This is a genomic window from Streptomyces sp. NC-S4 (genome assembly GCF_054353315.1).
Genome location: NZ_CM135937.1, coordinates 1,122,478 through 1,149,275 on the forward strand (window position 1 = coordinate 1,122,478; position 26,798 = coordinate 1,149,275).

Genomic DNA, 26,798 nt, shown 5'->3' on the forward strand with positions numbered 1-26,798 from the left:
TACGAGCCGTTTCGACCCGCCTGCGGTAGCTGGGGGAATTCGAGGCGCGGGGAGCAGCGCCCCCTCGTTCAACCTCGCCCGGGGGTACCTCCCAGCGGTAGCTGGGGGGAGTTTGAGGCGCGGGGGTCCGGGGGCAGCGCCCCCTCTTCCAGCCTCGCCGGCGATTGAGGCGCGGGGGTCCGGGGGCAGCGCCCCCGCAACGGCGCCGCACCCGGGGCACAGGCACAGGCACAGGCGGCCCGGGCTACTCGCGCCGATACACCGCGGGCCGCTTCTCGGCGAAGGCCCGCGCCCCCTCCTTCGCATCGGCGGTGTCGAAGACCGGCCACCCGCGCAGGAGTTCCGCGGCCAGCCCCTCCCGCTCCGTCAGCTCGGCGGTCTCGTAGACCGACGCCTTGACCGCCTCCACCGCCAGCGGCCCGCACGCGTTGATCCGCTCCGCGATCTCCAGGGCCGCCGCCAGCGCCGTACCGTCCGGCACCACCCGCCCGACCAGCCCGATCCGCTCGGCCTCGGCGGCGGAGTACGGGCGGCCGGTCAGCAGCATCTCCAGGGCGTGCGTACGCGGGATCTGGCGCGGCAGCCGCACGGTGGAGCCGCCGATCGGGAAGAGCCCGCGTTTGACCTCGAACAGCCCGAAGGTCGCGCCCTCGGCCGCGACCCGGATGTCGGTGCCCTGCAGGATCTCGGTCCCACCGGCCACGCAGTAGCCCTCCACCGCCGCGATCACCGGCTTGCGCGGGCGGTGGTGGCGCAGCATCGCCTTCCAGTGCAGGTCGGGGTCGGCCCCCAGGCGGTCCCGGTACCGGTCGCCCGCCATCCCCTTCCCGGCCAGGGCCTTGAGATCCATTCCGGCGCAGAAGTCACCGCCGGCGCCGGTGAGGACCACCGAGCGGATCCCGTCGTCGGCGTCCGCCTCCAGCCAGCCGTCGTACAACCCCACCAGCAGCGGCAGCGAGAGCGCGTTCTTCGCCTCGGGCCTGTTCATGGTGAGCACCAGCGTGGCGCCGCGGCGATCCACGGTCAGGTGTTCCGTCCCACCCATTGCCGTCCTCCCGTCTCAAGACCTAGAACAGGTTGCAGTAGGGGAGGATGCAGTTCAATAGTTTTCTGACACCCAGTCAGTTTTCTTGAACGGTGCCCTTCCCAGTTGCCGTCTCCGGCGCTCTAATGACCGCCGGAACAGACCAGTCACGGGGTCAGGAGGAACGGTGGAGTACAACCTTGCCGACCTGTTCGAGTCGGTCGTGGACGTGGTTCCGGACCGCGAGGCCCTCGTGTACGTGGACCACCCCGGGACCGGCGCCGAGCGCCGCCTGACGTACGCGGAGCTCGACACGGCGGCGAACCGGATCGCACACCACCTGCTGGACAGCGGCCTGACGGCCGGCGAGCACGTGGGCCTCCACCTCTACAACGGGATCGAGTACCTGCAGACGGTGCTGGCCTGCCTGAAGGCCCGGCTGGTCCCGGTGAACGTCAACTACCGTTACGTGGAGGAGGAGCTGGTCTACCTCTACAACGACGCCGACCTCGCGGCCCTCGTCTTCGAGGGCGAGTTCACCGAGCGGGTCGCGGCCGCGCTGCCGCAGACGACGAAGCTCCGGCACCTGATCCGGGTCGGCGAGGCTCCCGAGGGCGCCCCCGAGCCGTCGATCGCGCCGGTCCCGTACGCGGACGCCGAGGTGGCCGGATCACCGGAGCGCGGGTTCCCGCCGCGCAGCCCGGACGACCTGTTCATCATCTACACGGGCGGCACGACCGGCATGCCCAAGGGCGTGATGTGGCGGGCCGAGGACCTCTTCTTCGCCGGGCTCTTCGGCGGGGAGCCCTCGGGCGAACCTGTGAAGCGGCCCGAGGAACTGGCCGAGCGGGTCGCGGCGCGCGGCGCCGGGCTCACCTTCTTCCCGGCGCCCCCGCTGATGCACGGCACGTCGACGCTGACGTCTTTCATCGCCTTCAACTACGGCCAGCGGGTGGTCATCCACCGGAAGTACGCGCCCGAGGAAGTGCTCCGTACGATCGAGAAGGAGAAGGTCTCCAGCGTGTCGCTGGTCGGCGACGCGATGCTGCGGCCGCTGATCGACGCCCTGAACGGCCCCCTCAAGGGCACGGACCTGTCGTCGCTGTTCAGCGTCTCCTCGTCCGGGGCGATCATGTCGGAGACGGTGCGCGCCGAGTTCCAGCGGCTGGTGCCGAACGTGCTGCTCCTGAACAACTTCGGGTCGTCCGAGTCCGGGTCCAACGGCCGCGCGACCGACGACTCCGGCCCGGAGAAGGGCTTCCGCCTGGAGGTCAACGACCGTACGCAGGTGGTGGACCCGGTGACGCACGAGCCGGTGGCGGTGGGCGAGCCGGGCCGTCTCGCCCAGCGCGGGCACGTCCCGCTCGGCTACTACAACGACCCGGGGAAGACCGCCGAGACCTTCTTCCAGAAGGGGACGGAGCGCTGGGTGCTGCTCGGTGACATGGCGACCGTCGACGAACAGGGCATCGTCACGGTGCTCGGCCGCGGCTCGCAGTGCATCAACACGGGCGGCGAGAAGGTGTATCCGGAGGAGGTCGAACAGGCCCTGAAGTCCCACCCCGACGTGTACGACGCCCTGGTGGCGGGGGTCCCGGACCCGACCTGGGGCAGCCACGTGGCCGCCGTGGTCCAGGTCCGGGAGGGTGCCGAGGCGCCGTCCCTGGACCAGATCCAGAGCCACTGCCGCACCAGGCTGGCGGGCTACAAGATCCCGCGGCAGCTGGTCATCGCGCCCGCCATCCAGCGGTCCCCGAGCGGGAAGGCGGACTACCGCTGGGCGAAGGCGGTGGCGACGGAGGCGGACACGGCGTAGCCGTACGGCCGCACGCCCTGCTCCCCCCGCTCAGGACGACGCGGGCGCGGGTGTGAGGGCCGGGGCGGAGGGTGCCGTGGGGGCGGTGGCGGCGTCGTCCTCGTCCACGCAGGTCAGCACCATGGATACCGGCGCCGGCTGACCTGGCGTCTCCTCACCCATGAGGCGGGAGGTCACCGTCCAGTTGCCCTTCGTCAGGGTGAGCGTCCGCTCGCCCAGGTCGGGCCCGTCCTGCCAGCCGTGGTCGGAACGGGCCCGCGCGAAGGCCGCTTCCACGGCGGCGTCCGCCGTATCCGGCGCATGACGCCCCGAGAGCCGTTCGTGGCACGTGCGCATGCCCCCGGAGGGTTCCCGCTCCACCGTGATCCCCTCCGCCGCCAGTATCGAGGTCATCTCCGACACCACGGTTTCGCGGGGCAGCGGCGGACCCGAGTATCGCGGGGGCAGCGGGCCGAGGTCCCGCAGCAGATACGCACCGACGGCCACCGAGGCCGTCGCCAATGCCGTCAGGGCCAGGAGCGCCACGGCTGTGAGCACCAGTGTCCGTCGCACGATGATGTCGGTCCTCCCGGGTTCGCGGAACAGCCCGCCAGTCTGCCATCCCGCCGATCTTGACGAGCGACCGCCCGGCGGGCCATGGCCCCGGCCTGCCGCGCCGTCAGGCGCCCACCGCCAGGAACCGCTCCACGCGGTCCGCGAACCAGGCCGCGTCGTCCAGCCACGGGAAGTGGCCGGCCCGGGGCTGGACGTCGACGGTGCCCCGCGGGAACAGCGCGGCGAGCCGGGCCGCCAGGGCGGGCCGGGGGTTGCCGTCCAGCTCCGCGGCCAGTACGAGGACCTCGCCCGTGACCCGGCGGAGCGCCGCGCGGGTGGCGGGCGGGTCGAAGGCGCCGGTGCCCGCGTAGGCCTCGGCGGCCTTCGCGTTCTGCTGCCGGGGGTTCGCCGCCCAGTGCTCCCCGGCCGTCGCGTCCCAGTTCCCGTAGAACAGCGGCGCGGCCAGGGCCCAGTCCTCCTCGCCATCGGCGGTGTCCGTGAGGATCCGCTCGTAGGCCGCGATGGCCGTGTCGTACGGCTCGCCGCCCGCCCGCAGCCGGGCGCCCTCCAGCCTGTCCTCCGCCGTGACCGGGAGATCCACCGCCCACGCGGTCGGCGTGACCAGGACGGTCCGGCGCAGCCGCTCGGGGTGCGCGGCCGCGTAGAGCTGGGCGAGGTTGCCGCCGGCGGAGTGGGCGAGGAGGTCCATGCGCTCCAGGCCCAGGTGCACGCGGAGGGCCTCGACGTCGGCCACTTGGTGGTCGACCCGGTACGTCGACTCGTCCGCCGGTATCGCGGACTCGCCGGTACCGCGCAGATCGAGCAGGATGAGACGGCGCCCGGCGGCCAGTCCGCCGAGGTCGCCCAGGTAGGCGGAGGCCCGCATGGCGCCGCCGGGGAGGCAGACCAGCGGCTCGCCCTCCCCGTGGAGGTGGTAGGCGAGTTCGGTCCCGTCGTACGTGGTGAAGGCAGGCATGCGGGCCATCAGAACAGACGATCACTCGTTCGAGTCATTGATTTGGCACGCGGATTCCTGGCAATCTACCGAATGATCGGTCGGTTCTCATGATGAGGTGACGGCATGGCGGTGTACACGGATCTCCACGACACGGGCGAGCGGCTGGGCCGCGACGAGCTGGCCGCCCTCCAGCTCACCCGGCTGCGCGCGACCCTGCACCGCGCCTACGAGAAGGTGCCCTTCTACCGGCAGGCCTTCGACAAGGCCGGTGTGCATCCCGACGACTGCCGCTCCCTCGCCGACCTCTCCCTGTTCCCCTTGACCACCAAGGCCGACCTGCGCGACCAGTACCCCTTCGGGATGTTCGCCGTGCCGCGCTCGCAGGTGCGCCGCATCCACGCCTCCAGCGGCACCACCGGGCGGCCCACCGTCGTCGGATACACCGACGGGGACCTGGACACCTGGGCGGACGTAGTCGCCCGGTCCATACGCGCGGCGGGCGGGCGGCCCGGCCAGATCGTCCACATCGCCTACGGGTACGGGCTGTTCACCGGCGGGCTGGGCGCGCACTACGGCGCCGAGCGCCTCGGCTGTACGGTCGTGCCCGCGTCGGGCGGCATGACGGACCGGCAGGTCCGGCTCATCGAGGACTTCCGGCCGGAGGTCATCATGGTGACGCCTTCCTACATGCTGACGCTGCTGGACGAGATGGAGCGCCAGGGGATCGACCCGCGCGCCACCTCGTTGCGGACGGGGATCTTCGGCGCGGAGCCGTGGACCGAGGAGATGCGCCGGGAGATCGAGGAACGGCTCGGCATCGACGCGGTGGACATATACGGCCTGTCCGAGGTCATCGGACCGGGCGTGGCGCAGGAGTTCGCGGAGACCAAGGACGGGCTGCACATCTGGGAGGACCACTTCTATCCCGAGGTGGTCGATCCGCTGACCGGGGCGGTGCTGCCGGAGGGCGAGCCCGGGGAGCTGGTGTTCACCTCCCTCACCAAGGAGGCCATGCCCGTCATCCGCTACCGCACCCGGGACCTGACGCGGCTGCTGCCCGGAACGGCCCGGCCTGCCTTCCGCCGGATGGAGAAGATCACGGGGCGCAGTGACGACATGATCATCCTGCGCGGGGTGAACCTGTACCCGACCCAGATCGAGGAGGTCCTGCTGCGGACGCCGGGCCTGGCTCCCCACTTCCAGCTGCGGCTGACCCGGGAGGGCCGGATGGACGCCCTGACGGTCCGGGTGGAGGCGCGCCGGGAGACGGACGCCGAGCGGCGGCAGGACGCCGCCGCCTCCGTGGTCCGGGCCGTCAAGGAGGGGGTCGGGGTCTCCGTCCGGGTCGAGGTGGTCGACCCGGAGACGCTGGAGCGTTCGGTGGGGAAGATCAAGAGACTGGTCGACCTCCGCGGAACCGGGGAGGCCGCAGACACGCGTCCGGGCGGCTGAAACCACCCCTTCGGGCCCACTTGGGCGTGGCTCCGGGGAGCGGGCCGCCGCTCGGGGGTAGTGCATGGGGTGTGATCTCCACCCTCCGGCAGCTCTACGACCGGCTCCAGGGCTCCCAGATCGGGCTGGCCTGGAGCCGTGGCCGGGAGATGGAGCTGATGCACCGGGCCATGGGCTTCGCGGCCCTCGGCTTCCTCACCCTGGTCCCGCTGCTGGTGGTGGTGGCGGCCGCCGCGCCCGGGAGCGGCTCGGGCTTCGGCCGCTGGCTCGGCCAGGCCCTCGGGGTGACGGCGGCCTCGCGGGTCCGGGTCGAGATGCTGTTCGGGGCCGCGGATCTGGCGCTGGAGCGGACCACCGCGTTCGGTCTGGCCGCCCTCGCGGTGTTCGGCCTCACCTTCGGGTCGGCCGTGCAGACCGGCTACGAGAAGGTCTGGGACCTGCCGACCGCGCGCTGGCACACCATGTGGCTGCACGTCGTCTGGCTCGCCCTGCTGGTCTGCTACCTCGCCCTGCTCGTGGGGATCCCCTCGCCGTCGGACAACGCCCTGGGCACGCTCCTCGGCGCTCTGGGGGACCTCGTCGGCACCTGCCTGTTCTTCATCGTCTCGCAGCGCCTGCTGCTCGGCGGCCGGGTCCGCTGGCGCGCCTTGGTGCCGGGAGCGGTGGCGACCAGCCTCGGGCTGCTGGGGCTGCGGATCTTCTCGCAGCTGGTGTTCTCCCCGCTCATCGCCTCCAACGCGGTGATCTACGGCCCCTTCGGCACCCTGCTCGTGGTCCAGTCCTGGCTGGTCGGCGTCGGCTTCGTGGTCTACGGCGGCGCGCTCGTGGGCCGGCTCGTGCACGAGCACCTCACCCTGCGGCGGCTGCGGCGCGACGGACTCTTCCCTCCGGAGGAGCCCGGGCCCGCCGCGTCCCCGCCGCGCCCCGGCTGACCGGGCCCGCCCCGGCCCGGCGTCAGCGGCCGGGCTTCGCGAAGCGGTCGCGCAGTTCCCGCTTGAGGATCTTGCCGCTGGCGTTGCGCGGGAGGGCGTCCACGAAGAGCACCCGCTTCGGGGCCTTGAAGTGGGCCAGACGCTCCCTCGCGTAGGCCATCAGCTCCGCCTCCGTCACCTCCCCCGCCTCCCCGCGCGCCACCACCACCGCGGTGACCGCCTCGATCCAGCGTTCGTCGGGCAGCCCCACCACCGCCGCCTCGGCCACGCCCGGATGGGTGTAGAGCACGTCCTCCACCTGCCGCGAGGCGACGAGCACCCCGCCCGAGTTGATGACGTCCTTCACCCGGTCCACGACCGTGAAGTACCCCTGCGCGTCACGCACCGCGAGGTCGCCCGAGCGGAACCAGCCGCCCCGGAAGGCCTGCTCCGTGGCCACCGGGTCGTTCCAGTACCCGAGGCAGAGCTGTGGCGAGCGGTAGACCACCTCGCCCGCCGTTCCGTCCGGCACGTCCTCGCCGTCCTCGTCGACGACCTTCGCCTCCACGTGGCGCACGGGCCGCCCGCAGGAGTCCATCCGCCCCTCGTGCTCCAGCGGTCCGAGCACCGTGGCCAGCGGGCCGATCTCGCTCTGGCCGAAGCAGTTGTAGAAGCCGAGCCCCGGCAGCCGCTCGCGCAGGCGTTCCAGGACCGGGACCGGCATGATCGAGGCCCCGTAGTAGGCCTTCCGCAGCGCACCCAGCTCACGTGCCGCGAACTGCGGGTGGTTGGCGAGGCCGATCCACACCGTCGGCGGGGCGAAGAGGCTGTCCGCCTCCCCGGCCTCGACCAGGTCGAAGATCCGCTCCGCGACCGGCGCGTCCACGATCGTGTTCCGTGCCCCCACCGCCAGGTACGGCAGCAGGAAGACGTGCATCTGCGCCGAGTGGTAGAGCGGCAGTGAGTGCACGGGCCGGTCGTCCTCGGCCAGGTCCAGTGCCCCGATCGCGCTCTCGTACTCGTGGGCGAGGGCCCGGTGGGTCATCATCGCGCCCTTGGGCAGGGCGGTGGTCCCCGAGGTGTAGAGGAGCTGCGCCAGCGTGCCCGGGTCCCGGTCGGCCTCAAAGGGCAGCGGCTCGGCCAGCTCCGCCAGGAAGGAGTCGGGGGCGTCGCGCAGCGCCCGTACCCGGTACCCCTCGGGGATCCGTCCGGCCAGGCCGGGATCGGCGAGGACCAGGGCGCTCGCGGAGTCGTCCAGGATGTGCGCGAGGTCCTCGCCGGTGAGGTTCTGGTTGACCGGGACGTGGGTGAGCCCGGCCCGGGCGCAGGCGAGGAAGGCGAGGAGGTAGGCGTCGCAGTTGTGGGCGAAGGTGGCGACCCGGTCCCCGGCGGCCAGCCCGTACCGCTCCCGCAGCACGGCGGCGCCCGTGGTGACGGCCGCGTCGAGTTCCGCGTACGTCCAGCTCCGCTCGCCGTAGCGCACGGCCGGGCGGTCGGGGACCCGCCGCGCGCTGTCGTGCACCAGTCCGTCGACCGTGTTGTCCCGCACCGCCCGTACTGCCCGCACCGCCCGGTCTGCCGTCATGGCGCGATCCTCGTCCTCCCGTACGCCCAAGGTCAATAACCGGATACCAAACGGGATGTTGACAGATCGCCGGACGGGCTGAATGAGTGTGGGGGCACGGAAGTACCGCCTGTCCAACGGGTAACCACGCCCGCCCACAGGACACTTGGGAGGACTGTTGCGTCTCAGCACTCGTCCGATACTCCGCCGCGTCGCCCTCACCGGCGCCGCTCTGCTCGCCGCCACGGCCGCCGTGCCCCAGGCCTCGGCGGCCGCCGCACCCGACGAGCGGACAGCCGCCGGGGGCGGCCTGTCGGCCGTCATCCGGTACACCGAGAACGGCATCCCGCACATCCTCGCCCGCGATTACGCCCGGCTCGGCTTCGGCACCGGCTGGGCCCAGGCCGCCGACCAGGTCTGCGTCCTCGCCGACGGGTTCGTGACCGTCGCCGGTGAGCGTTCGCGCTGGTTCGGCGCCGACGCGGCGCCCGATTTCTCGCTCTCCTCCGCCACGAAGAACCTCTCCAGCGACCTGTACTTCAAGGGCGTGCGGGAGTCCGGCACGGTGGAGGGGCTCCTGGCGACCCCGGCCCCGGCCGGTCCGACCGGGGACCTCAAGGAGCTGATGCGCGGCTGGGCCGCCGGGTACAACGCCTGGCTGACCCAGAACCGGGTCACCGACCCGGCGTGCCGGGGCGCCGGCTGGGTCCGCCCGGTCACCACCGCCGATGTGGCCGCCCGCGCATTCGCCGTCTCGGTCCTCGGCGGCCAGGGCCGCGGCGTGGACGGCATCACGGCCGCCCGGCCCCCGGGCGCCGCGGGCGCGGCGGCCGGCCCCACGGCGGGCCCCGGGGCCGCGGACCCGGCCGCCGACCCGGCGGCCGCCGCCGAGGCCGCGCGGGAGTTCTTCGACACCGGCCGCTACGACATGGGCTCCAACGCGGTGGCCTTCGCCGGCTCCACCACCGCGAACGGCCGCGGCCTGCTCCTCGGGAACCCGCACTACCCGTGGCACGGCGGGCGGCGCTTCTGGCAGTTCCAGCAGACCATCCCGGGCGAGCTGAACGTCTCGGGAGCCTCCCTGCTCGGCACCGCCGTGGTCAACATCGGCTTCAACGAGAAGGTGGCCTGGAGCCACACGGTGGCGACCGGCACCCCGGTGAACCTGCACGAGCTGACCCTCGACCCGGCGGATCCGACCGCCTACCTGGTCGACGGCCTCCCGCAGAAGATGACCCGGCGGACCGTCACCGTGCCCGTGGCGGGCGGCGCCCCGGTCACCCGCACCCAGTGGTGGACCCGCTACGGACCGGTGGTCTCGGACCTCGGGCCGGGCCTGCCCCTGCCGTGGACCGCGCGGACGGCGTACGCGCTGAACGACCCGAACGCGGTGAACCTGCGCGGCTCCGACACCGCCCTCGCGATGGGCAGGGCCCGCTCGGTGGCCGGGATACGGGAGGCGCTGGGGCGCACCCAGGGCCTGCCCTGGGTCAACACCGTGGCGGCCGACTCCGCGGGCGGCACCCTCTTCACGCAGACCCAGGTGCTCCCCCGGATCACCGACGAGCTGGCGGCCCGCTGCTCCACCCCGCTGGGCCGGGCCACCTATCCGGCCTCGGGGCTGGCGGTGCTGGACGGTTCGCGCGGCGACTGCGCGATCGGGTCGGATCCGGACGCGGTGCAGCCGGGCGTCTTCGGCCCGGGGAAGGCACCCACGCTGCAGGGCGCCCCCTATGCCGAGAACTCCAACGACAGCGCCTGGCTGGCCAACGCCGACCGGCCGCTGACCGGCTACGAGCGGGTCTGGGGCAGCATCGCCACCCCTCGCTCGGCGCGCACCCGCGGCGCCGTCGAGGACGTGTCCGCGATGGCCGCGAGGGGCCGGCTGACCGTGGCCGACCTGCAGGAGCAGCAGTTCGCGAACCGGGTGCCGGCCGGTGATCTGGCGGCGGCCGACGCGGCGCAGGCGTGCGCGGCCCTGCCCGGCGGGACGGCGACGGCGAGCGACGGCGCCACGGTGGACGTCTCGGCGGCCTGCGGGGTGCTGGCGGGCTGGGACCGCAGGGCCGACAGCACCAGCCGCGGGGCGCTGCTCTTCGACCGGTTCTGGCGCAGGCTGACGGCCTCGACTCCGGCCAAGGACCTGTGGCTGGTGCCGTTCTCGGCGGCCGACCCCGTACGCACCCCCCGTACGCTCGACCGGGCGGCGCCCGGCATCGGGCGGGCGCTCGCGGACGCGGTGGCGGAGTTGCGGGCGGCCGGGATCGCACTGGACGCGCCGCTGGGCGAGCACCAGTTCGTGGTCCGGGGCGGACGCAAGCTGCCGGTGGGCGGCGGTACGGAGGCGCTCGGCGTCTGGAACAAGACCGAGGCGCCGTGGAACGCGGCGGCCGGCGGCTACCCGGAGGTCACCCACGGGTCCAGCCACATCCAGGCGGTCGGCTGGGACGGCGGCCGCTGTCCGGTGGCGCGCACCCTGCTGACGTACAGCCAGTCCTCGAACCCGCTCTCGCCGCACTACGCCGACCAGACCCGGATGTACTCCGAGGAGCGCTGGGTCACGGCACGTTTCTGCGAGCGGGACATCCTCGCGTCGCCGAAGCTGAAGGTGGTCCTGGCCCGCGAACGGCGGTGATCACCCCCCGCGTGCCCCTTCCCGGCCCCGGCCCCGGGCCCTCACGGGCTGACGGCCAGGAAGAGGTACGCGGCCAGCAGCACGATGTGCACGCCGCCCTGGAGCAGCGTGGCCCGCCCGGGAACGATGGTGAGGGCGCTGACCACGACGGTGAGGGCGAGCAGCACCATGTGGATCGGGCCGAGGCCGAGCAGGAGCGGGCCGGAGAGCCAGATCGAGGCCAGGGCGATGGCCGGGATGGTCAGGCCGATGCTGGCGATGGCGGATCCGTAGGCGAGGTTGAGACTGGTCTGCACGCGGTCGCGGCGGGCGGCGCGGACGGCGGCGAGGGTCTCGGGCAGCAGGACCAGCAGGGCGATGATCACGCCGACGACCGCCTGGGGCAGCCCGGCGGCCGCGACGGCCCGCTCGATGGTCGGGGAGACGGCCTTGGCGTCGCCGACGACCGCGACGAGTGCCATCAGCAGCAGGCCGAGGCTGATGAGGGCGGTGCGGCCGGTGGGCGGCTCGGCGTGACCGTCGGCGTCGCCGGAGCCCGTTCCGGTGTCCACGGGCAGGAAGTAGCTGCGGTGGCGGACCGTCTGGACGGCGACGAAGAGTCCGTACAGGGCGAGCGAGGCGACGGCGGCGAAGACGAGCTGCGCGGCCGAGAACTCGGGGCCGGGCTTGCTGGTGGTGAAGGTCGGCAGGACCAGGCTGAGGGTGGCCAGCGTCGCGACGGTGGCGAGGGCGGCACCGGACCCTTCGGGGTTGAAGACGGCGATCCGGTTGCGCAGGGCGCCGACGAGCAGCGACAGGCCGACGATCCCGTTGCACGTGATCATGACGGCGGCGAAGACCGTGTCCCGGGCGAGCGAAGCGGTCTTGTCGCCGCCGTCGACCATCAGGGTGACGATGAGCGCCACTTCGATGACGGTGACCGCCACGGCGAGGACGAGCGAGCCGAAGGGTTCGCCGACCCGGTGGGCGACGACCTCGGCGTGGTGCACGGCGGCGAGGACCGCGCCGGCCAGGCAGAGCGCGACGAGCGCCACCGCGAAGCCGGGCAGGTCCCGCCCCCAGCTGAGGACGAGCGCGACCAGCGCCACCACGGGGACCCCGACGGTCCAGTCGGTCAGGAAGGATGTGCGCTTAGTCGTACCCATATCTGCCAAGTTGCCAGATGCGTCCCTCAAGTGCGCCGCAAGGCGCGCCTCCGGGTCCTTGACGTGGCATTTCTCACGGATTCTCCCGGCGTGGCGGGTTGCGGTCGCCGCGGTGTGCCGCGGCGACCGGCGGGCTCACATCGCGCGCTCGTGGCCCTCCCAGTACGGGTCCCGCAACCGCCGCTTGTAGAGCTTGCCGTTCGGGTCGCGCGGCATCGTCCCGATGAAGTCGACGGTCCTGGGGCGCTTGTACCCGGCGAGCTGCCGCTCGCAGTGGTGCAGGATCTCGGCGGCCAGGGCGTCGCCGGCCGCGAAGCCCTCGGCGGGCTCGATGACGGCCTTGACCTCCTCGCCCCAGTCGGCGTGCGGGATGCCGAAGGCTGCGGCGTCCGCCACGGCCGGGTGGGTGAGCAGGGCCGATTCGATCTCGGCCGGGTAGATGTTGACCCCGCCCGAGATGATCATGTCGATCTTGCGGTCGCGGAGGAAGAGGTAACCCTCCTCGTCCATCAGTCCCAGGTCGCCGACCGTGAAGAAGTCGCCGATCCGGTTCTTCCTCGTCTTGCCCTCGTCCTTGTGGTAGCTGAAGCCGCCGGTGTTCATCTTCATGTAGACGGTGCCCAGTTCGCCCGGGGGCAGCCGGTTGCCGTCGTCGTCGAAGACGGCGAGTTCGCTGATCGGCCAGGCCTTGCCGACCGTGCCCGGCTTCTTCAGCCAGTCCTCGGCGGTCGCGAAGGCGCCGCCGCCCTCGCTGGCCGCGTAGTACTCCTCCACGCAGTGGCCCCACCAGTCGATCATCGCCCGTTTGACGTGGTCGGGGCAGGGCGCGGCGCCGTGGATGGCGTGCCGCATCGAGGAGACGTCGTACGCGTCCTTCGTCTCCTGCGGGAGGGCGAGGAGGCGGTGGAACTGGGTCGGCACCATGTGGGTGTGCGTGCAGGCGTGGGTGTCGATCAGGCGGAGCATCTCCTGCGGCGTCCACTTGTCCATCAGGACCAGCGGGTGCCCGATGTGCAGGGCCGCGCCCGCGAACTGCAGGACCGCGGTGTGGTAGAGCGGCGAGCAGACCAGGTGGACGTTGCCGTCGAAGGGCCGGATGCCGAAGATTCCGAGGAAGCCGCCCAGGTACGTCTCCTCCGGGAGCTTGCCGGGCAGCGGGCGGCGGATGCCGCGCGGGCGGCCGGTGGTGCCGGAGGTGTAGTTCATGACCCAGCCCAGCGTGCGGCCCTCGGGGACGGTCGCGGGGTGCCCGTCGAGGAGCTGCGCGTACGGCCGGAAGCCGGCGACCGCTCCGACGGCGTAGCGGTGGCTCGCGGCCAGACCGGCCTCGTCGGCCGCGGCGGTGGCCGCTTCGGCGAAGCGCTCGTGGGCGATGAGGACCTTGGCTCCGGAGTCGGAGACGATCCAGGCGATCTCGGGGCCGACGAGGTGGTGGTTGACGGGGACGAGGTAGAAGCCCGCCTGGGAGGCGGCCAGATAGGCGGTGAGGAACTCGACGCCGTTGGGGAGCACGACGGCGAAGACGTCGCCCTTCTCCAGGCCGGCCGCGCGCAGGCCGTGGACGAGGCGGTTGACGTCGGCGTGCAGTCGCCCGGCGCTCCATTCCTCGCCATCGGGTGTCACGAGGACGGCGCGCCCGGGGTCGGCGGCGGCCTGGGCCCAGAAGCCGTTGGGCGGCTGCTGGCCGGCGGTGGGGGTCGTGGACGTCGTCGCGGTCATGGCACTCACGCCTCTCGGACTCGGCCGGCGATGCGGTTGATGCGGTCGATGGCCTTCTCGAACCCGCCGGTGAGGTCGTCGAAGACGGCCTGGACGCTGCGTTCCTCGGTCATCCGGCCGACGATCTGGCCGACCGGGGTGCCGAGCAGGGGCTGGATCTCGTACTTCTGGATCCGGGAGACGGCCTCGGCGACGAGCAGGCCCTGGAGCGGCATGGGGAGCGCGCCCGGGCCCGCCGGGTCGTCCCAGGCGTCGGTCCACTCGGTGCGCAACTGGCGGGCGGGCTTGCCGGTGAGCGCGCGGGAGCGGACGGTGTCGCCGGAGCCCGCGGCCAGCAGTTTCCGGGTGAGGGCGCGCGAGTGGAGATCGGCCTCGGTGGTGGTGAGCCAGAGCGAGCCGAGCCAGGCGCCCTGGGCGCCGAGGGCGAGGCCGGCGGCGATCTGCTCGCCGCTGCCGATGCCGCCGGCGGCGAGGACCGGGAGGGGGGCGACGGCGTCGACGATCTCGGGGACCAGGACCATGGTGGCGATGTCGCCGGTGTGGCCGCCGGCCTCGTAGCCCTGAGCGACGACGATGTCGATGCCGGCTTCGGCGTGACGGCGGGCGTGCTTGGCGCTGCCGGCGAGGGCGGCGACGAGGACGCCGTGGTCGTGGGCGCGCGCGATGACGTCGGCGGGCGGGGAACCGAGCGCGTTCGCCAGGAGTTTGATGGGGTAGTCGAAGGCGACGTCGAGCTGGCTCCGGGCGACCTGCTCCATCCAGCCGGTGATCCGCCAGCCGGAGGCCTCGCCCTCGGCGAGCTCGGGCACGTGGTGCTTGGCCAGGGTGTCGCGGACGAAGGCGCGGTGCGCGGCCGGGATCATCGCCTCGATGTCGGCTTCGCCGATGCCGTCGACGGCCTTCTTGGCGGGCATGACGACGTCGAGGCCGTAGGGCTTGCCGTCGGTGTGCGCCTGCATCCAGTCGAGGTCGCGTTTCAGGTCGTCGGGGGCCGTGTAGCGGACCGCGCCGAGTACCCCGAAACCGCCCGCGCGGGTGATGGCGGCGGCGACCGCGGGGAAGGGCGTGAAGCCGAAGATGGCGTGCTCGACTCCCAGTTTCTTGCTCAGCTCCGTCTCCATGGGCGGCAGGATGCCGCAGCCCGGCGACCGAGGGAAGAGATTTTCTGATGCAGTGTCAGATTCTTTACGGGCCGGTCGGTGCGGAGGGTGCCCGGTGGGCGGGCAGATACCCACTACCGTGCGGATCGCCTGCGGCACGCTCGGCGGATACGGGCTCCGGTCCGCGGCGCGGCGCGGCGAAGGACGGCACACCGCCGGCAGCGAACGCGGGTGCGGGACGCGGGTACGGACGGCGGATGCGGCAGCGGGGTTCTGGTTGTGGACTGGGAGGGCCGGACATGGCAGCGGACACGGGGGCCGGAGCGGCGGACAGCGGCACGGAGCGGCCGGACGGCCACGGGCAGGGGCAGGGGCAGGGGCGTGCGGGTGCGGGTGCGGGCGAACCGGGCCGCGGGTCGACGCGGCGACGGCTCGGGGCGCGACTGCTCGCCCTGGGCGGGGTCCTCGTCCTGCACGCCGCGCTCCCCGGCGCGGCGGGCGCCGCGGGCGGCCCGGCCGAGCGGCGCGCGCTGCAGGGCCTGCGGCTGCGGTACGGATCCGCCCGCCGGGCGGGGTTGCTGGAGAAGCACCTGGAGGAGGTGGCGGACGAGGCCCGGCGCTTCCTGGGCCCCTCCCCCGAACACCCCTACTACGCGGGAGCGGTGGTCCTCGCCGGCCGGGGCCGCACCATCGCCCTGCACCGCGCCATGGGCCACGCGGTCCGGTACGCGGACTACGACGGGCGCACCGACCGGGTCCGGGAGTTCCCCGCGGCCGAACGGATCGCGATGACCGAGGACACGGTCTTCGACCTGGCCTCGCTGACCAAGCTGTTCACCTCGATCCTGGCCGTGCAGCAGATGGAGCGCGGGCGCCTGGAGCTGGAGGCTCCGGTGTGCCGGTACCTGCCCCGGTTCACCGGGGGCGGCAAGGAGATCGTCACGGTCCGTCAGCTGCTCACGCACACCTCGGGGCTGCGCTCCTGGGCGCCCTTCTACCAGGAATCCACGCGGGAGGGGCAGCTGAGGCTCCTGTGGTCGGTCAGGCCGCAGGAGACCCCCGGTACCGTCTACCGGTATTCCGACCTCAACCTCATCGCGTTGCAACTGCTCCTGGAACAGACCACCGGTCGCACTCTGGACGTCCTGCTCCGCGAAGAGATCACCGCTCCGCTCGGGATGCACCGCACTCGTTACAACCCACCGCGCTCCTGGCGCCGGGTCACCGCCGCCACCGAGGTCCAGCGACCGCCCTGGTCCGGCCTGGACCGCGGGCTGGTGTGGGGCGAGGTGCACGACGAGAACGCGCACGCGCTCGGCGGCGTCGCGGGCCACGCCGGAGTCTTCGGCACCGCCTGGGACCTGGCCGTCCTCGCCCGCGCCCTCCTCGACGGCGGGGTCTACGCGGGCAGGCGCATCCTGCGCCCCGCCTCCGTCGAGCTGCTCTTCACCGACTACAACACGGCCTTCCCCGGCGACGACCACGGCCTCGGGTTCGAGCTCTACCAGCACTGGTACATGGGCGCCATGGCCACCCCGCACTCCGCCGGGCACACCGGCTTCACGGGCACCTCCCTGGTCCTCGATCCCTCCACCGACTCGTTCCTGGTCCTGCTCGGCAACTCCGTCCACCCCGTACGGACCTGGCGGGCCGGCAGCGCGCCACGGGTCGCGGTCGGCAACCGCTTCGCCCGCGCCGTCCCGGTCCGCACCCGGCACGGCGGCGCGGCTTGGTTCTCCGGCATCCAGGCGGGCGCCTCGGGCACCCTCGCGCTGCCGCCGCTCCGCCCGGCCACGGCCGCCGCCCGGCTGCGCTGCGCCGTGTGGTGGGACACCGTGCCCGGCGAGGGAGCCCTGCACCTGGAGGCCTCCGCCGACGGCGAGCACTGGGAGGCACTGCCCTTCAGCACGCTGCGGTCCACCGGCGGCACACCCGAGCAGTGGCCGCGGGGCTCCGTGAGCGGCTGGTCGGGCCGTGTCTGGCACCATCTCGAAGCCCCCCTGACGGCCGCCTGGGCGGGACGTGAGGTACGGCTGCGCTTCCGCCACACCGCGACCGGCCGCTACGTGGGGCGCGGGTCCTACGTGGACGTCGTCCGCGTGGCGGAGCCGGGCCGCCTGCTCTTCGCGGAGGACCGTCCCGCCGACGCCGAGCGCATCGAAGCCATCGGCTGGACCCGGTCGGCGGACTGACCTGGGCTGTCTCTTTCGGATCTTGTCGGCCGAGCCCGCGGCGTCCGGTGCCGTACCCGGCAAGGCGGAGGTGCGCTCGTGTACTGGGCGTACTCGGGTGCCCCGACAACGCGGCCGGGTGCGGGTGCCGGGCGTCGCGGGCCCGGCAAGATCCGAAAGAGACGGCCCAGCCGGCTGCTCAGTGCCGTACGAGACAGAAGGGGTGCCCCGCCGGGTCCGCGTAGATCCGCCAGCCGCGCCCGTCCGAGCCGTCGAGCAGCGTCCCGCCGGCCGCCAGCACCTCCTCCTGGGCCCGGTCCAGGTCCGGGACGCCGAGGTCCAGGTGGAACTGCTGGGGCCGCGCGGGGTCGGGCCAGCGCGGCGGGACGTGGTCCAGGGCCTGCTGGAAGGCCAGCACCAGGCCCGAGGGCGTGTGGAGCGTCACCCAGCTCTCGTCGAGCGACCAGCGCCGGTCCGGCTGGTTGACGTTCCCGCCCAGCAGGGACCGGTAGAACTCGGCGAGCGACTGCGGCTCGGGACAGTCCAGGACCACGCACTGCAGTTCGGCGATCATGGCCGGATCCTAGGGGGTGTCTCGTCTACCGGGCCGGACCAGGGGTCGGCGAGCGGCACCGGCCGGCCAGACGACCTCCACCGGCATGCCCTGCGCCCGCGCCGTCGCCACGGCGTCGCCCGTCCCGCCCGGCCGGCCGCCCGGACCGCCGTCCCAGACCGCGACCAGGAGTTCGGCCCGGCCGAGCAGCAGTCGGTTGGCGGCGGCGTAGGCCGGCGCGCCCGCCCTCCGGTACGGCATGACCTTGACCTCGGCGGCTGCCCGCAGGAGGCGGTCGAAGGCGGTGGCGTGCGGTCCCGCGGGCATGCGCGCGCGGTAGTCGGCCGAGGGCAGGACCGCCACGAGCCGTCCGCCGAGCGCGAGGACGGCATCCGCGAAGAGCGTGTCCGCGCCCGCGGCCAGGCAGGAGATTCCGGTGAGCTCCGTGGCCGGGTAGCGGGCGAGCAGCGCGGCCAGCGCCTGCGCGACGAGGGGAAGGCTCGCCTCGGTGAGGTTCGCATGGCCCGTCACCGCAAGGGTCGCCATGGCAGGGCTGCTCCGCATCGAAGGACCGTCGTCGAGGCCGCCGGACGGCGACGTCCCCATCATGCGGGGCCGCGCCGGCGCCGGCCACGGATTTCCGGCCGGAGCGGGAGCCGGAGCCGCAGATCCGCGGCCGCGGCCGGGGCCGGGGCCGTTCGTCAGCGGTTCTGGAGCGTCTTCTGGAGCCAGTCGAAGACGACCTCGCAGTGCAGTTGCGGGGCCATGGGGGAACAGTGCAGCTGCGCGCCCTGGGCCGCCGTCAGTTTCAGGTAGTCCTTGGGCGAGGTGAGGGCGTCGTACATGCGGCGCGGCTGGCCCGGGTAGAACTGCTCGCCCTCGTAGTCCAGCACCAGGGTGGGTGCCTTGATGCGGCCGACGACATCGGTGATGGACAGCGCCTGGATGCGGGTGGCGGGGGTGTAGAAGTCGGTGAAAAGCTTTCCCCGCCGGGCTTCGAGCATCGCGGGGATGGAGAACGGCTCGAAGCGCTTCTTCATCACGTCGGCCGCGTCCGGAGGCAGTTCGGGGACGACCTCCTTGTTCCAGATGTCGTTCGTCTCCTGCTTGTCCGGAGTGAGGATCTTCCGGATCTCGGGCGGGAAGCCCAGCCACGGTTCCACGCAGCCCGGCATGGCCACCAGCGCGGCGATCCGGGTCTCGAACGCCGCCGCCCTCGGGGCGAGGTCCCCCGCCATGCTCAGACCCGTGAGGGCGATCCTGTCCGGGTCCACGTCGGCGCGGGCCGACAGCCAGTCGACGAGGGGCGTGACGACCTTTTCCCAGGTGGGGGTGAAGACGACCTGGTCCACGAAGAGCAGCTGCCCCTGGCCCGGCCCGTCGTAGACGAGCGCGTTCCAGCCCCGGTCCAGTGCGGCCGGGACCCCGTAGGTCCACATGTCCACGTTCTGGCCGTCGCTGCCGTTGGTCAGGATCACCGTCGGGCGCGGGGTGCCGGAGGCGTCGGGGCGGAAGAACCACACCGGCAGCGGCGTGGCGCCGTAGGGCACGTTCGCCTTCACGGGAGCGGGGTCGCACAGGCCGCAGAAGGTGTCCCAGGCCCCGCGTCCCGCCTTGTACAGCGCTTCCTCGCTGCCGGGGTCGTCCGAACCGAGGACGAAGAACAGCGCCTGACCGTAGTACTGGGCGGCGCGCAGTGCCCGGAACCGCTTGGTCTGGCCGTCGGCCGGAGCACCCGGCGGCGCCTCCAGGAGCTGGTCGCCGAGTGCGCGGAAGGTCTGCACGTACGTCTGCGCGGTCAGCCCGGCGCCGTTGATCGTGTTCACGGCCGTGAGGACCTCGCCGACCTCGGCGGCGCCCGCGCCCGAGCCACCGAGCGCGAGGAGTCCGTTGAAGTTGTACGCCGGGTCCTTGAACAGCGTCATGGCGCCGGGGGTGAGGCCGCCCGCGGCCGCGGTCGGCGGGGGCGAGCCGCTGGACGCCGCCGCCGGAGCACCGGAGGCGCCGCCTCGGGTGCAGCCCGCCGCGAGGGCGGCGCCCGCCCCTGCCGTGAGCAGGGCGCGGCGGGTGGGGCCGGAGTGCTGGTCACCGGATATGTGGTTCATGCCATCGGAACGTAGCCCCGGCCCGGTGCGTCGGCCTGCCGTCCCGTCCGGCGCGGTGGGTGCGGTGGATCCGTCCCCGTCCCCGGTCGGCCCTGAAGCGGCAGGTGGCGGGCTTGTGTCCGGACCCGTCGGCGCGGGTTTGCGGACGCCGCCCGCCTTGCGCCGGTCGGGGGACGTGGGCCCCGACCGGCCGGGGGGGGGAGGCCGGTCGGGGCGGGCCCCGGCCGGCCGGGGGGAAGGCCGGCCAGGGCGTACTGGGAGGGCGGGGACATCGTGCCCTTGCCCGCACCACGTATGGATGAACGGTCAACCATCACGGAAGGTTCCCGGCCCCGATGCCGGGCTCGCCATCCCGTGCCGGCGCGGAACGTCCTACGCTGAAAAGCGGCGGCCGAACCGGCGAGCGGCCTGCGGCCGCCCCCGTGGGCACCTGCCCCTCCCCCACTGCGCAGGTGCCCACCCCGGCTTCGCACGGCGGTGCGACGGCCCGAGGGGCCCCGGTGCCCTTCGGGTCAGGCCGGGCGGGCGAGGACCGCGTCGAGCATCCGCCGGGTGACGGAGGTCAGTTCCGCGAGGTCCGGAGCCGGACGGGAGCGGGCGAGAGCGCCGGCCAGCCGGTCGTAGAGGAGCCCGTCCGTCCATGCGACCAGCAGCTCGGCGGCTTCCTCGGGCCGCTGCGCGCCGAGGGCGGCGAGGACGCCCGTGGCGCGGACCCGGGCTCCCTGACCCGCCCGGTGGAAGTCCGCCTCCAGTTCGGGGTTGCGGGCCGCTTCGAGGCTGAGTTCGAAGCGGGCCAGCTGGCGCGCGCGGCCGACCGTCAGCCAGCGGTGCAGCAGCCCGGCCAGCGCGGCCGCCGCCGCCTCCCGGTCCGCCGCCGGGGGCGCGGGCGCTCCCTCGGACGGGCGGGCGCCCCCGGGATCGCCCGGGCCGCCGACATCGCCGAGGTCGCCCAGGTCCAGCTCGGCCAGCCGCTGGTAGCAGGCCCCGATCAGCGCCGTCCTCGTACGGAAGTAGTACGAGGTGCTCCCGGCCGGCAGCCCGGCGGCGCCGTCGACCGCGCGGTGGGTCAGACCCCGGAGCCCGGCGGCGGCGACGAGGTCGATCGCGGTATCGGCGATCAGCGTTCTGCGATCCGCGGTGGGCGGGCTCTTGCGAGGGGTGGACATCCGCCCACTCTACAGCTGTAGAGTGGGCGGCATCGGACTCTACATATGTAGAGGATCCGGCCGGGGAGTACCGGAGTAAGAGGAAGCGGGGGACTCGTCATGTCGGCAGTTCAGCGTCACGCGGTCGTGGCAGGCGCGGGGATCGGCGGGCTCACCGCGGCCGTGGCCCTGCACCGCCACGGCTGGCGGGTCACCGTGTGCGAGCGCGCGGCCGGACCGACCGCGGTCGGCGCCGGGATCGTGCTCGCCCCCAACGCCCTGCGCGCCTTCGACACCATCGGCTTCGACATCGCCCGCGCGGCGGGCCGCGCCGTGCCCGCCGCGATGGGCCTGCGCCGCCCGGACGGCCGCTGGCTCAGCCGCGCCGACACCGCCGCGCTGGCCGCCCGCTTCGGCGGACCGCCCCTCGCCCTGCACCGCTCGGCGCTGGCCGACGCCCTCGCCGCCGCCCTCCCCGCCTCCGCGATCCGCTACGGCGTCGCCGTCACCTCGGTGGACGACGCCGGCGGCTCCCCGGTGGTCCGCACCGATGCCGGCGACCTCGACGGCGCGGACCTCGTCATCGCCGCCGACGGCATCCACAGCCCGCTGCGCCACCAGTACTTCCCGGACCACCCGGGCCTGCGCCACAGCGGGGAGACCGCCTGGCGCACGGTCCTGCCCGCCGCCGCGACGGCGACCGCCGAGACCTGGGGCCGCGGCGAGCGTTTCGGTACGGTCCCGCTCGCCGACGGCCGGATCTACGTCTACGCCACCGCCGTCGTCCCCGCCGGCCACCGTCCCGCCGACGTCCGCGCCGAACTCCTGCGCCGCTACGGCACCTGGCACGACCCGATCCCGGCCCTTCTGGAGCGGATCGACCCGGCGGCCGTGCTCCAGCACGACCTGTACGACCTGGCCGCCCCGCTCCCCCGCTTCCACCACGGGCGCCTGGTCTGGCTCGGCGACGCCGCCCACGCCATGACCCCCAACCTGGGCCAGGGCGGCTGCCAGGCCGTCGAGGACGCCGCGGTCCTCGGCCATCTCCTGGCAGGCGCCGACGCCGCGGCCGTCCCGGCCGCCCTCGCCGCCTACAGCACGGCCCGCTGCGCGCGCACCGACGCCATCCGGGTCCGCGCGCGCCGGGCGGGCCGGGTCGCCGCCCTCGGCCACCCCCTCGCCGTGGCCGTCCGCGACCTTGCCGTCCGCGCCACCCCCGCCCGGGCCGCGAACCGGGCGATGGCCGCGCTGTTCGACGGATTCACGCTGCCGGACGGAATGGGCCCCGTGCCCGCGGGCGTTGCCACTCGTCGGTGAGGTTCGCCGACCGGTTCGACCGGGGTCCTGGCAGCTGGACCACGTCACGTCGTACGTGGGCTCGGGCGGCACCGAGGGCCAGTACTGGAACCTCTCCGAGCACCCCGCGGTCCGCATCCAGGTCGGGCCGAAGATCATGCAGGGCACGGCCGGCACCGCCACCCCGGAGGAACGCGCCGCATACTGGCCGGTGATGGTCGGGCACTGGCCCGCGTACGACGAGTACCGGGCCAGGACGGACCGCGAGATCCCGATCGTCGTGCCCGAACCCACCGGATGACGACGGGCCGGCGGGAGCCTGCCTCCCGCCGGCCGGTCCGGCAGGCCTCAGAGCGAGCCGACGACCTTGCGCGGGCTGACGCGGACGACGACGCGCTCGGCGTCGTCCTTCGACGCCGGGTTGAAGTCCGCGTAGTCCTTGCCCGTGTACTTGCGCGACAGCTCGTTGATCAGCTCCTGCCCGCCCTCGGTGGTCAGTTCGGCGGTGCCGCGGACCTCGGCGTAGGTGTAGGGCGCGTTCGCCGGGTTGATCATGACCGTGATCCGCGGGTCCGCGCGCAGGTTCTTCTCCTTGCGGCGGCCGACCGTCGTGGAGACGAGCAGGTCGTCGCCGTCCCGGGTGAGCCAGGTGACCGACAGCTGCGGGCTGCCGTCCGGCTGGATCGTGGCCACGGTCGCGAAGACCGGGCTGTCGTCGATGAGTTTCTTCAGGTCGTCGGAGAGTTCGGCGGACACGGAGCGGTTCCTTCCCTCGGCTGACTGCCGTCCCCGGGCCGACTGGCCGCGGAGGGGACCGGCAACGGACAGCCTGCAAAACCGCTGCCGTCCCGGGCAAGCTCCGCCGCCCCCGTGCCGCACCGCGCGCCGCGGCCCCGGACACCCCCGATTCCGGGTCGTGACCGGGCCGCGCACCCGGCCCGCCGACCGGACGGGGCCCGCATGATCCACCCGTCCGGCGGAGTCCTAGTGCCCCAGTACCGCCATCGCCGCGTTGTGCCCGGGGACACCGCTGACACCGCCGCCGCGGACCGCGCCCGCCCCGCACAGCAGGACGTTGCGGTGGGTGGTCTCCACGCCCCACCGGCCGCCCTCGTCGGCGTAGGGCCAGGAGAGGTCGCGGTGGAAGATGTGGCCGCCGGGCAGCCGCAGTTCACGCTCCAGGTCCAGCGGGGTCTTCGCCTCGATGCACGGGCGTCCGTCCGCGTCGAAGGCGAGGCAGTCGGTGAGCGGTTCGTCCAGGTGCGCGTCGAGCTGCGCGAGGGTGGCCGTCAGCAGGACCTCCCGGGCCTGCTGGTTGTCGTGTCCGAACAGCCGGGCCGGAGCGTGCAGGCCGAAGAGGGTGAGGGTCTGGTAGCCCTGCTCCACCAGCTCCGGGCCGAGGATCGTCGGGTCGGTCAGCGAGTGGCAGTAGATCTCCGAGGGCGGTACGGAGGGCAGTTCGCCGGAGGCGGCCTCCGCGTAGGCCCGGGCCAGCTCGGCGTAGCCCTCGGCGATGTGGAAGGTGCCGGCGAAGGCCTCGCGCGGGTCCACCGAGGTGTCCCGGAGCCGGGGCAGCCGGCGCAGCAGCATGTTGACCTTGAGCTGGGCCCCCTCGGGTGCCGCCGCGCCCTCCGGCGGGGCTTCGCCGAGGAGTTCGGCCAGGGCCCGCGGCGAGGCGTTCACCAGGACCGTGCGGCCGACGACCCGGCCCTCCCCGGTCGCCGTGCGGAACACCACCTCGGCCGGGGCGACCCCGTCCGTGTCGATCCGCAGCACCTCGTGGCCGGTCGCGATTTCGGCACCGGCCGCCCGGGCCGCCGCCGCGAGGGCGTCCGTCAGCGCGCCCATACCGCCGACGGGCACGTCCCAGTCGCCGGTCCCGCCGCCGATGACGTGGTAGAGGAAGCAGCGGTTCTGCGCGAGGGAGGGATCGTGGGCGTCCGCGAACGTGCCGATCAGCCCGTCCGTGAGGACCACCCCGCGGACCAGGTCGTCGGCGAAGTTCCGCTCCACGGCCTGTCCGAGGGGCTCCTCGAAGAGCATCCGCCAGGCGTCCTCGTCGTCGATCCGGGCCCGCAGCTCCGCCCGCGTGGGCAGGGGCTCGGTCAGGGTCGGGAACACCTTCTCGGCGACGCGCCCGGTGGTCCCGTAGAAGGCGCGCCAGTTCTCGTACTCCCGCTCCGAGCCGGTCAGCCGCGCGAAGGACTCCCGGGTGCGCTGCTGGCCGCCGCCGACGAGCAGTCCGCCGGGGCGCCCGCCCCGTTCGGTGGGCGTGTACGAGGAGATCGTGCGGCGGCGTACCGCGAACCGCAGGTCCAGGTCGCGCACGATCTTCGAGGGGAGGAGGGAGACGAGGTAGGAGTAGCGCGAGAGTCTGGCGTCGACGCCCGCGAAGGGGCGGCTGGAGATCGCTGCCCCACCCGTGTTGCCGAGCCGCTCCAGGACCAGCACCGAGCGGCCCGCCCGCGCCAGGTACGCGGCGGCCACCAGGCCGTTGTGCCCGCCGCCCACGATCACGTCGTCGTACACGTCCCGCCCGAAGGTCGTCATGGCTCTTGGTAGCACACCTGGCCGAGCCGCTCCAGACAGTGGGCCTCGTCGGCGTGGGCCAGGGCCGTGTCGGGATGTTCGTCGCCGAGGGACCGCTCGCGGATGCCGGAGATGTCCCGGTAGATGGGCAGCGCCTCGTCCCAGCGGCCCAGCCGGCCCAGCCCTCCGGCCAGTTCCCGGCGGCTGACCAGGGTGTCCGGGTGCTCGGGCCCGAGCACCTCGGCGCGCAGGGCGCCCACTTGGCGGGCCTCGGCCACCGCCTCCGCCCAGCGCTCCAGACGGCCCAGGTTGACGCCGAGGACGTGCCGGGCGCGCAGCGTCTCGGGGTCGGTGACCCCGTAGGCGCGGGTGCGGTCGCGGACCAGGCCCCGGAACAGGTCGAGGGCCTGTTGGGTGTTGCCGGTGCGGCCGAGGGCGATGCCGACCTCGTAGCGGGCGGCCAGGGTGTCGGGGTGGTCCGGGCCGAGCACCCGCTCCCGTGCGACGCCGACCTGGTGGAAGGCGACCAGTGCCTCCTGCCAGCGCTCCAGGCGGCCGAGCGCGTACGCCGCCTCGTAGCGGGTCAGCAGGGTGTCCGCGTGCTCGGCGCCCAGGACGGCCGCCCGGTCGGCGGCGACCGCGGAAGCGGTGGCGTGGGCCTCCGCGTGGCGGCCCAGCGCACCCAGCGCGCAGGCCAGGTTGTGCCGGCAGCGCAGGGTGTCGGGGTGGAGCGGGCCCATGCTCCGCTCGCGGGCGACGAGCACCGCGCGGTAGACGTCGTGCGCCTCCTGGTGGCGCCCGAGCCGGCCCAGTTCGTACGCGGTCTCCTGGCGCGCCGCGAGGGTGTCGGCGTGGTCCGCGCCGAGGACCCGCGCGCGCCCCTCGGCCACGGCCGTGTACCCGGCGAGCGCCTCCTCGGGCCGGCCCGCACGGCTGAGGGCGTACGCGCGCGCGTGGCCGGCGGCGAGCGCGTCGGGGCCGCTGCCCCGGGGGCCGGAGGGGCGCGGGAATCCGTACGCGGCGGTGAGCCGCGGGTCCTCGGCGGGTGCGGGACGGATGATGGTGGTGGTGCCGGGGTGGACCGGGGGGTACTCGCCGCGCGGGCGCGGCACCGGCGGCCGGCCCGCCGGGCGCGCGGCGGTCCAGGCTCCGGTGAGCACGGCCCATTCGCCGCTCGCCGGCCGGGCGTCGATCCCGGCCTTGCGGCCGGCGGTCATGCCACGGGCCCACTGCGGGAGCGGGGCCTGCGCGCCGGGCAGCCCGCCCGGGCCCAGCCGTGCCTCGACGAGTCGGCGGTGCACGTGGCGGGCGTCGCCCGGCCGGTCCTCGGGCCGCTTGGCGAGCAGGTCCAGGACCACCTCGTCGAAGTAGCCGGGCAGCTCGGGGCGGTGCTCGCGCAGCGGTACGGGCGCGTTGTCGCGGTGGCCGACCAGCACCGACCAGGAGTCGCCGAGGTCGAAGGGCGGGGCGCCGGTGGCGATCTCGTACAGGACGCAGCCGAAGGAGTAGAGGTCGCTGCGGTGGTCGACCTCGCCGCCCGCGATCTGTTCGGGCGACATGTAGTGCGGGGTGCCCATGGCCATGCCGCCGCCGGTGAGCTTGGCGGTGAAGCCGATGTCGTGGGCGAGTCGGGCGATGCCGAAGTCGCAGATCTTCACGGTGCCGTCGGTGAGCCGCATGATGTTGGCGGGTTTCAGATCCCGGTGGACGACGCCCTGGTCATGGGTGTAGCCGAGCGCGGCGGCCATCTGCTCGGCGATGTCGACGACCACGTCCACGGGGAGCGGGCGCGCGTCGTTGTCCTCCATGAGCTGGCTGAGGTTGCGGCCCTCGAGGAGTTCCATGACGAGGTAGAGCGGGCCGCCCGCGGCGCTGTCGTCGCCGAAGTCGTGGACGACGGTGACCCCGCGGTGCTGGAGGGAGGCGGCCACGCGCGCCTCGCGCCGGAACCGCTCGCGGAGCACCTGGGTGAAGTGGGCGTCCTGCTCGGCACCGATCGGCTTGAGGCACTTCACGGCGACCTGCCGGCCCAGCGACTCGTCCCGGGCGCGCCAAACCTCGCCCATGCCGCCGCGACCGATCAGGTCGAGCGACCGGTAACGGCCCTGGATCAGTCTGGACTCCGCCATGTCTTAAAGCCG

21 protein-coding genes are annotated in these 26,798 nt (G+C 73.7%); 7 read left to right on the forward strand and 14 right to left on the reverse strand.

The features are described 5' to 3' along the window. Window positions 1–244: 244 nt before the first annotated feature. On the reverse strand, window positions 245–1,045 hold the full coding sequence (locus ACXNSR_RS04645) for a crotonase/enoyl-CoA hydratase family protein (protein ID WP_458640860.1): 801 nt from the start codon (window positions 1,043–1,045) through the stop codon (window positions 245–247). 166 nt (window positions 1,046–1,211) lie between these two features. Between ACXNSR_RS04645 and ACXNSR_RS04650 the strand changes: the two genes are divergently transcribed. Beyond that, window positions 1,212–2,840: an acyl-CoA synthetase gene (locus ACXNSR_RS04650; protein ID WP_458640861.1), complete on the forward strand. Its 1,629-nt coding sequence runs from the start codon at window positions 1,212–1,214 to the stop codon at window positions 2,838–2,840. A 30-nt stretch (window positions 2,841–2,870) separates the two neighbouring features. On the opposite strand, the gene ACXNSR_RS04655 is transcribed toward ACXNSR_RS04650, so the two are convergent. Both ACXNSR_RS04655 and ACXNSR_RS04660 read right to left on the reverse strand, forming a co-directional pair. Beyond that, window positions 2,871–3,392, reverse strand: a complete 522-nt coding sequence (locus ACXNSR_RS04655) for a hypothetical protein (protein WP_458640862.1) — start codon at window positions 3,390–3,392, stop codon at window positions 2,871–2,873. Window positions 3,393–3,498: 106 nt separating this feature from the next. Next, window positions 3,499–4,350, reverse strand: a complete 852-nt coding sequence (locus ACXNSR_RS04660; protein WP_458643565.1) for an alpha/beta fold hydrolase — start codon at window positions 4,348–4,350, stop codon at window positions 3,499–3,501. A gap of 105 nt (window positions 4,351–4,455) precedes the next feature. Between ACXNSR_RS04660 and paaK the strand changes: the two genes are divergently transcribed. Together paaK and ACXNSR_RS04670 are read left to right on the forward strand one after the other, a co-directional pair. Then, on the forward strand, window positions 4,456–5,784 hold the full coding sequence (gene paaK, locus ACXNSR_RS04665; protein ID WP_458640863.1) for a phenylacetate--CoA ligase PaaK: 1,329 nt from the start codon (window positions 4,456–4,458) through the stop codon (window positions 5,782–5,784). A 71-nt stretch (window positions 5,785–5,855) separates the two neighbouring features. Continuing rightward, complete coding sequence (locus tag ACXNSR_RS04670; protein ID WP_458640864.1) at window positions 5,856–6,716, forward strand: YhjD/YihY/BrkB family envelope integrity protein; 861 nt, start codon at window positions 5,856–5,858, stop codon at window positions 6,714–6,716. A gap of 22 nt (window positions 6,717–6,738) precedes the next feature. Here ACXNSR_RS04670 and ACXNSR_RS04675 read toward each other — a convergent pair whose 3' ends face one another. Further along, window positions 6,739–8,280: a fatty acyl-CoA synthetase gene (locus ACXNSR_RS04675; protein WP_458640865.1), complete on the reverse strand. Its 1,542-nt coding sequence runs from the start codon at window positions 8,278–8,280 to the stop codon at window positions 6,739–6,741. A gap of 157 nt (window positions 8,281–8,437) precedes the next feature. Between ACXNSR_RS04675 and ACXNSR_RS04680 the strand changes: the two genes are divergently transcribed. Further along, a complete protein-coding gene (locus ACXNSR_RS04680; RefSeq protein ID WP_458640866.1) occupies window positions 8,438–10,894 on the forward strand; it encodes a penicillin acylase family protein in 2,457 nt (818 codons plus the stop codon). Window positions 10,895–10,935: 41 nt separating this feature from the next. Here ACXNSR_RS04680 and ACXNSR_RS04685 read toward each other — a convergent pair whose 3' ends face one another. The 3 genes from ACXNSR_RS04685 to ACXNSR_RS04695 form a co-directional block, all read right to left on the reverse strand. After that, window positions 10,936–12,039, reverse strand: coding sequence for a calcium:cation antiporter (locus tag ACXNSR_RS04685; RefSeq protein ID WP_458640867.1), 1,104 nt, complete (start codon window positions 12,037–12,039; stop codon window positions 10,936–10,938). A 135-nt stretch (window positions 12,040–12,174) separates the two neighbouring features. Next, window positions 12,175–13,758, reverse strand: coding sequence for an acyl-CoA synthetase (locus ACXNSR_RS04690; RefSeq protein WP_458640868.1), 1,584 nt, complete (start codon window positions 13,756–13,758; stop codon window positions 12,175–12,177). Window positions 13,759–13,763: 5 nt separating this feature from the next. Next, complete coding sequence (locus ACXNSR_RS04695; RefSeq protein ID WP_458640869.1) at window positions 13,764–14,879, reverse strand: nitronate monooxygenase; 1,116 nt, start codon at window positions 14,877–14,879, stop codon at window positions 13,764–13,766. Window positions 14,880–15,157: 278 nt separating this feature from the next. On the opposite strand from ACXNSR_RS04695, the gene ACXNSR_RS04700 reads away from it, so the two are divergent. Continuing rightward, on the forward strand, window positions 15,158–17,050 hold the full coding sequence (locus tag ACXNSR_RS04700) for a serine hydrolase domain-containing protein (protein WP_458640870.1): 1,893 nt from the start codon (window positions 15,158–15,160) through the stop codon (window positions 17,048–17,050). 178 nt (window positions 17,051–17,228) lie between these two features. Here the strand turns inward: ACXNSR_RS04700 and ACXNSR_RS04705 are convergent, their stop codons facing one another. From ACXNSR_RS04705 to ACXNSR_RS04720, 4 genes are all read right to left on the reverse strand, one after another. Next, window positions 17,229–17,603: a VOC family protein gene (locus tag ACXNSR_RS04705; protein WP_458640871.1), complete on the reverse strand. Its 375-nt coding sequence runs from the start codon at window positions 17,601–17,603 to the stop codon at window positions 17,229–17,231. Between the two features lie 9 nt (window positions 17,604–17,612). After that, window positions 17,613–18,128 carry a hypothetical protein gene (locus ACXNSR_RS04710; protein ID WP_458640872.1) on the reverse strand — a complete coding sequence of 172 codons (516 nt, stop codon included), beginning with the start codon at window positions 18,126–18,128 and terminating at the stop codon, window positions 17,613–17,615. Window positions 18,129–18,283: 155 nt separating this feature from the next. Continuing rightward, on the reverse strand, window positions 18,284–19,687 hold the full coding sequence (locus ACXNSR_RS04715; RefSeq protein WP_458640873.1) for an alpha/beta hydrolase family protein: 1,404 nt from the start codon (window positions 19,685–19,687) through the stop codon (window positions 18,284–18,286). A gap of 512 nt (window positions 19,688–20,199) precedes the next feature. Next, window positions 20,200–20,853, reverse strand: coding sequence for a TetR/AcrR family transcriptional regulator (locus ACXNSR_RS04720; RefSeq protein ID WP_458640874.1), 654 nt, complete (start codon window positions 20,851–20,853; stop codon window positions 20,200–20,202). Between the two features lie 99 nt (window positions 20,854–20,952). Here ACXNSR_RS04720 and ACXNSR_RS04725 point away from each other — a divergent pair, with 99 nt between their 5' ends. Together ACXNSR_RS04725 and ACXNSR_RS04730 are read left to right on the forward strand one after the other, a co-directional pair. Continuing rightward, window positions 20,953–22,149, forward strand: a complete 1,197-nt coding sequence (locus tag ACXNSR_RS04725; RefSeq protein ID WP_458640875.1) for an FAD-dependent monooxygenase — start codon at window positions 20,953–20,955, stop codon at window positions 22,147–22,149. A 55-nt stretch (window positions 22,150–22,204) separates the two neighbouring features. Continuing rightward, window positions 22,205–22,429 (forward strand): nitroreductase/quinone reductase family protein, encoded by a 225-nt coding sequence (locus ACXNSR_RS04730; protein WP_458640876.1) that lies wholly within the window; start codon window positions 22,205–22,207, stop codon window positions 22,427–22,429. Window positions 22,430–22,476: 47 nt separating this feature from the next. Here the strand turns inward: ACXNSR_RS04730 and ACXNSR_RS04735 are convergent, their stop codons facing one another. From ACXNSR_RS04735 to ACXNSR_RS04745, 3 genes are all read right to left on the reverse strand, one after another. Beyond that, window positions 22,477–22,884, reverse strand: a complete 408-nt coding sequence (locus tag ACXNSR_RS04735; RefSeq protein WP_458640877.1) for a PPOX class F420-dependent oxidoreductase — start codon at window positions 22,882–22,884, stop codon at window positions 22,477–22,479. Between the two features lie 228 nt (window positions 22,885–23,112). Continuing rightward, complete coding sequence (locus tag ACXNSR_RS04740) at window positions 23,113–24,678, reverse strand: phytoene desaturase family protein (RefSeq protein WP_458640878.1); 1,566 nt, start codon at window positions 24,676–24,678, stop codon at window positions 23,113–23,115. Beyond that, entirely contained in the window at window positions 24,675–26,786 is a 2,112-nt protein-coding gene (locus ACXNSR_RS04745) for a serine/threonine-protein kinase (protein WP_458640879.1), read from the reverse strand. Before ACXNSR_RS04745 ends, ACXNSR_RS04740 begins: the two co-directional genes overlap by 4 nt. Window positions 26,787–26,798: the final 12 nt, after the last annotated feature.

What these genes read in the sequence shown, in the direction of transcription:
- ACXNSR_RS04645 (WP_458640860.1), bottom strand. Translation starts at nt 1,045, where the DNA reads ATGGGTGGGACGGAACACCTGACCGTGGATCGCCGCGGCGCCACGCTG.
- ACXNSR_RS04660 (WP_458643565.1), bottom strand. Translation starts at nt 4,350, where the DNA reads ATGCCTGCCTTCACCACGTACGACGGGACCGAACTCGCCTACCACCTC.
- paaK (WP_458640863.1), top strand. Translation starts at nt 4,456, where the DNA reads ATGGCGGTGTACACGGATCTCCACGACACGGGCGAGCGGCTGGGCCGC.
- ACXNSR_RS04675 (WP_458640865.1), bottom strand. Translation starts at nt 8,280, where the DNA reads ATGACGGCAGACCGGGCGGTGCGGGCAGTACGGGCGGTGCGGGACAAC.
- ACXNSR_RS04685 (WP_458640867.1), bottom strand. Translation starts at nt 12,039, where the DNA reads ATGGGTACGACTAAGCGCACATCCTTCCTGACCGACTGGACCGTCGGG.
- ACXNSR_RS04690 (WP_458640868.1), bottom strand. Translation starts at nt 13,758, where the DNA reads ATGACCGCGACGACGTCCACGACCCCCACCGCCGGCCAGCAGCCGCCC.
- ACXNSR_RS04695 (WP_458640869.1), bottom strand. Translation starts at nt 14,879, where the DNA reads ATGGAGACGGAGCTGAGCAAGAAACTGGGAGTCGAGCACGCCATCTTC.
- ACXNSR_RS04700 (WP_458640870.1), top strand. Translation starts at nt 15,158, where the DNA reads ATGGCAGCGGACACGGGGGCCGGAGCGGCGGACAGCGGCACGGAGCGG.
- ACXNSR_RS04705 (WP_458640871.1), bottom strand. Translation starts at nt 17,603, where the DNA reads ATGATCGCCGAACTGCAGTGCGTGGTCCTGGACTGTCCCGAGCCGCAG.
- ACXNSR_RS04710 (WP_458640872.1), bottom strand. Translation starts at nt 18,128, where the DNA reads ATGGCGACCCTTGCGGTGACGGGCCATGCGAACCTCACCGAGGCGAGC.
- ACXNSR_RS04715 (WP_458640873.1), bottom strand. Translation starts at nt 19,687, where the DNA reads ATGAACCACATATCCGGTGACCAGCACTCCGGCCCCACCCGCCGCGCC.
- ACXNSR_RS04720 (WP_458640874.1), bottom strand. Translation starts at nt 20,853, where the DNA reads ATGTCCACCCCTCGCAAGAGCCCGCCCACCGCGGATCGCAGAACGCTG.
- ACXNSR_RS04725 (WP_458640875.1), top strand. Translation starts at nt 20,953, where the DNA reads ATGTCGGCAGTTCAGCGTCACGCGGTCGTGGCAGGCGCGGGGATCGGC.
- ACXNSR_RS04740 (WP_458640878.1), bottom strand. Translation starts at nt 24,678, where the DNA reads ATGACGACCTTCGGGCGGGACGTGTACGACGACGTGATCGTGGGCGGC.
- ACXNSR_RS04745 (WP_458640879.1), bottom strand. Translation starts at nt 26,786, where the DNA reads ATGGCGGAGTCCAGACTGATCCAGGGCCGTTACCGGTCGCTCGACCTG.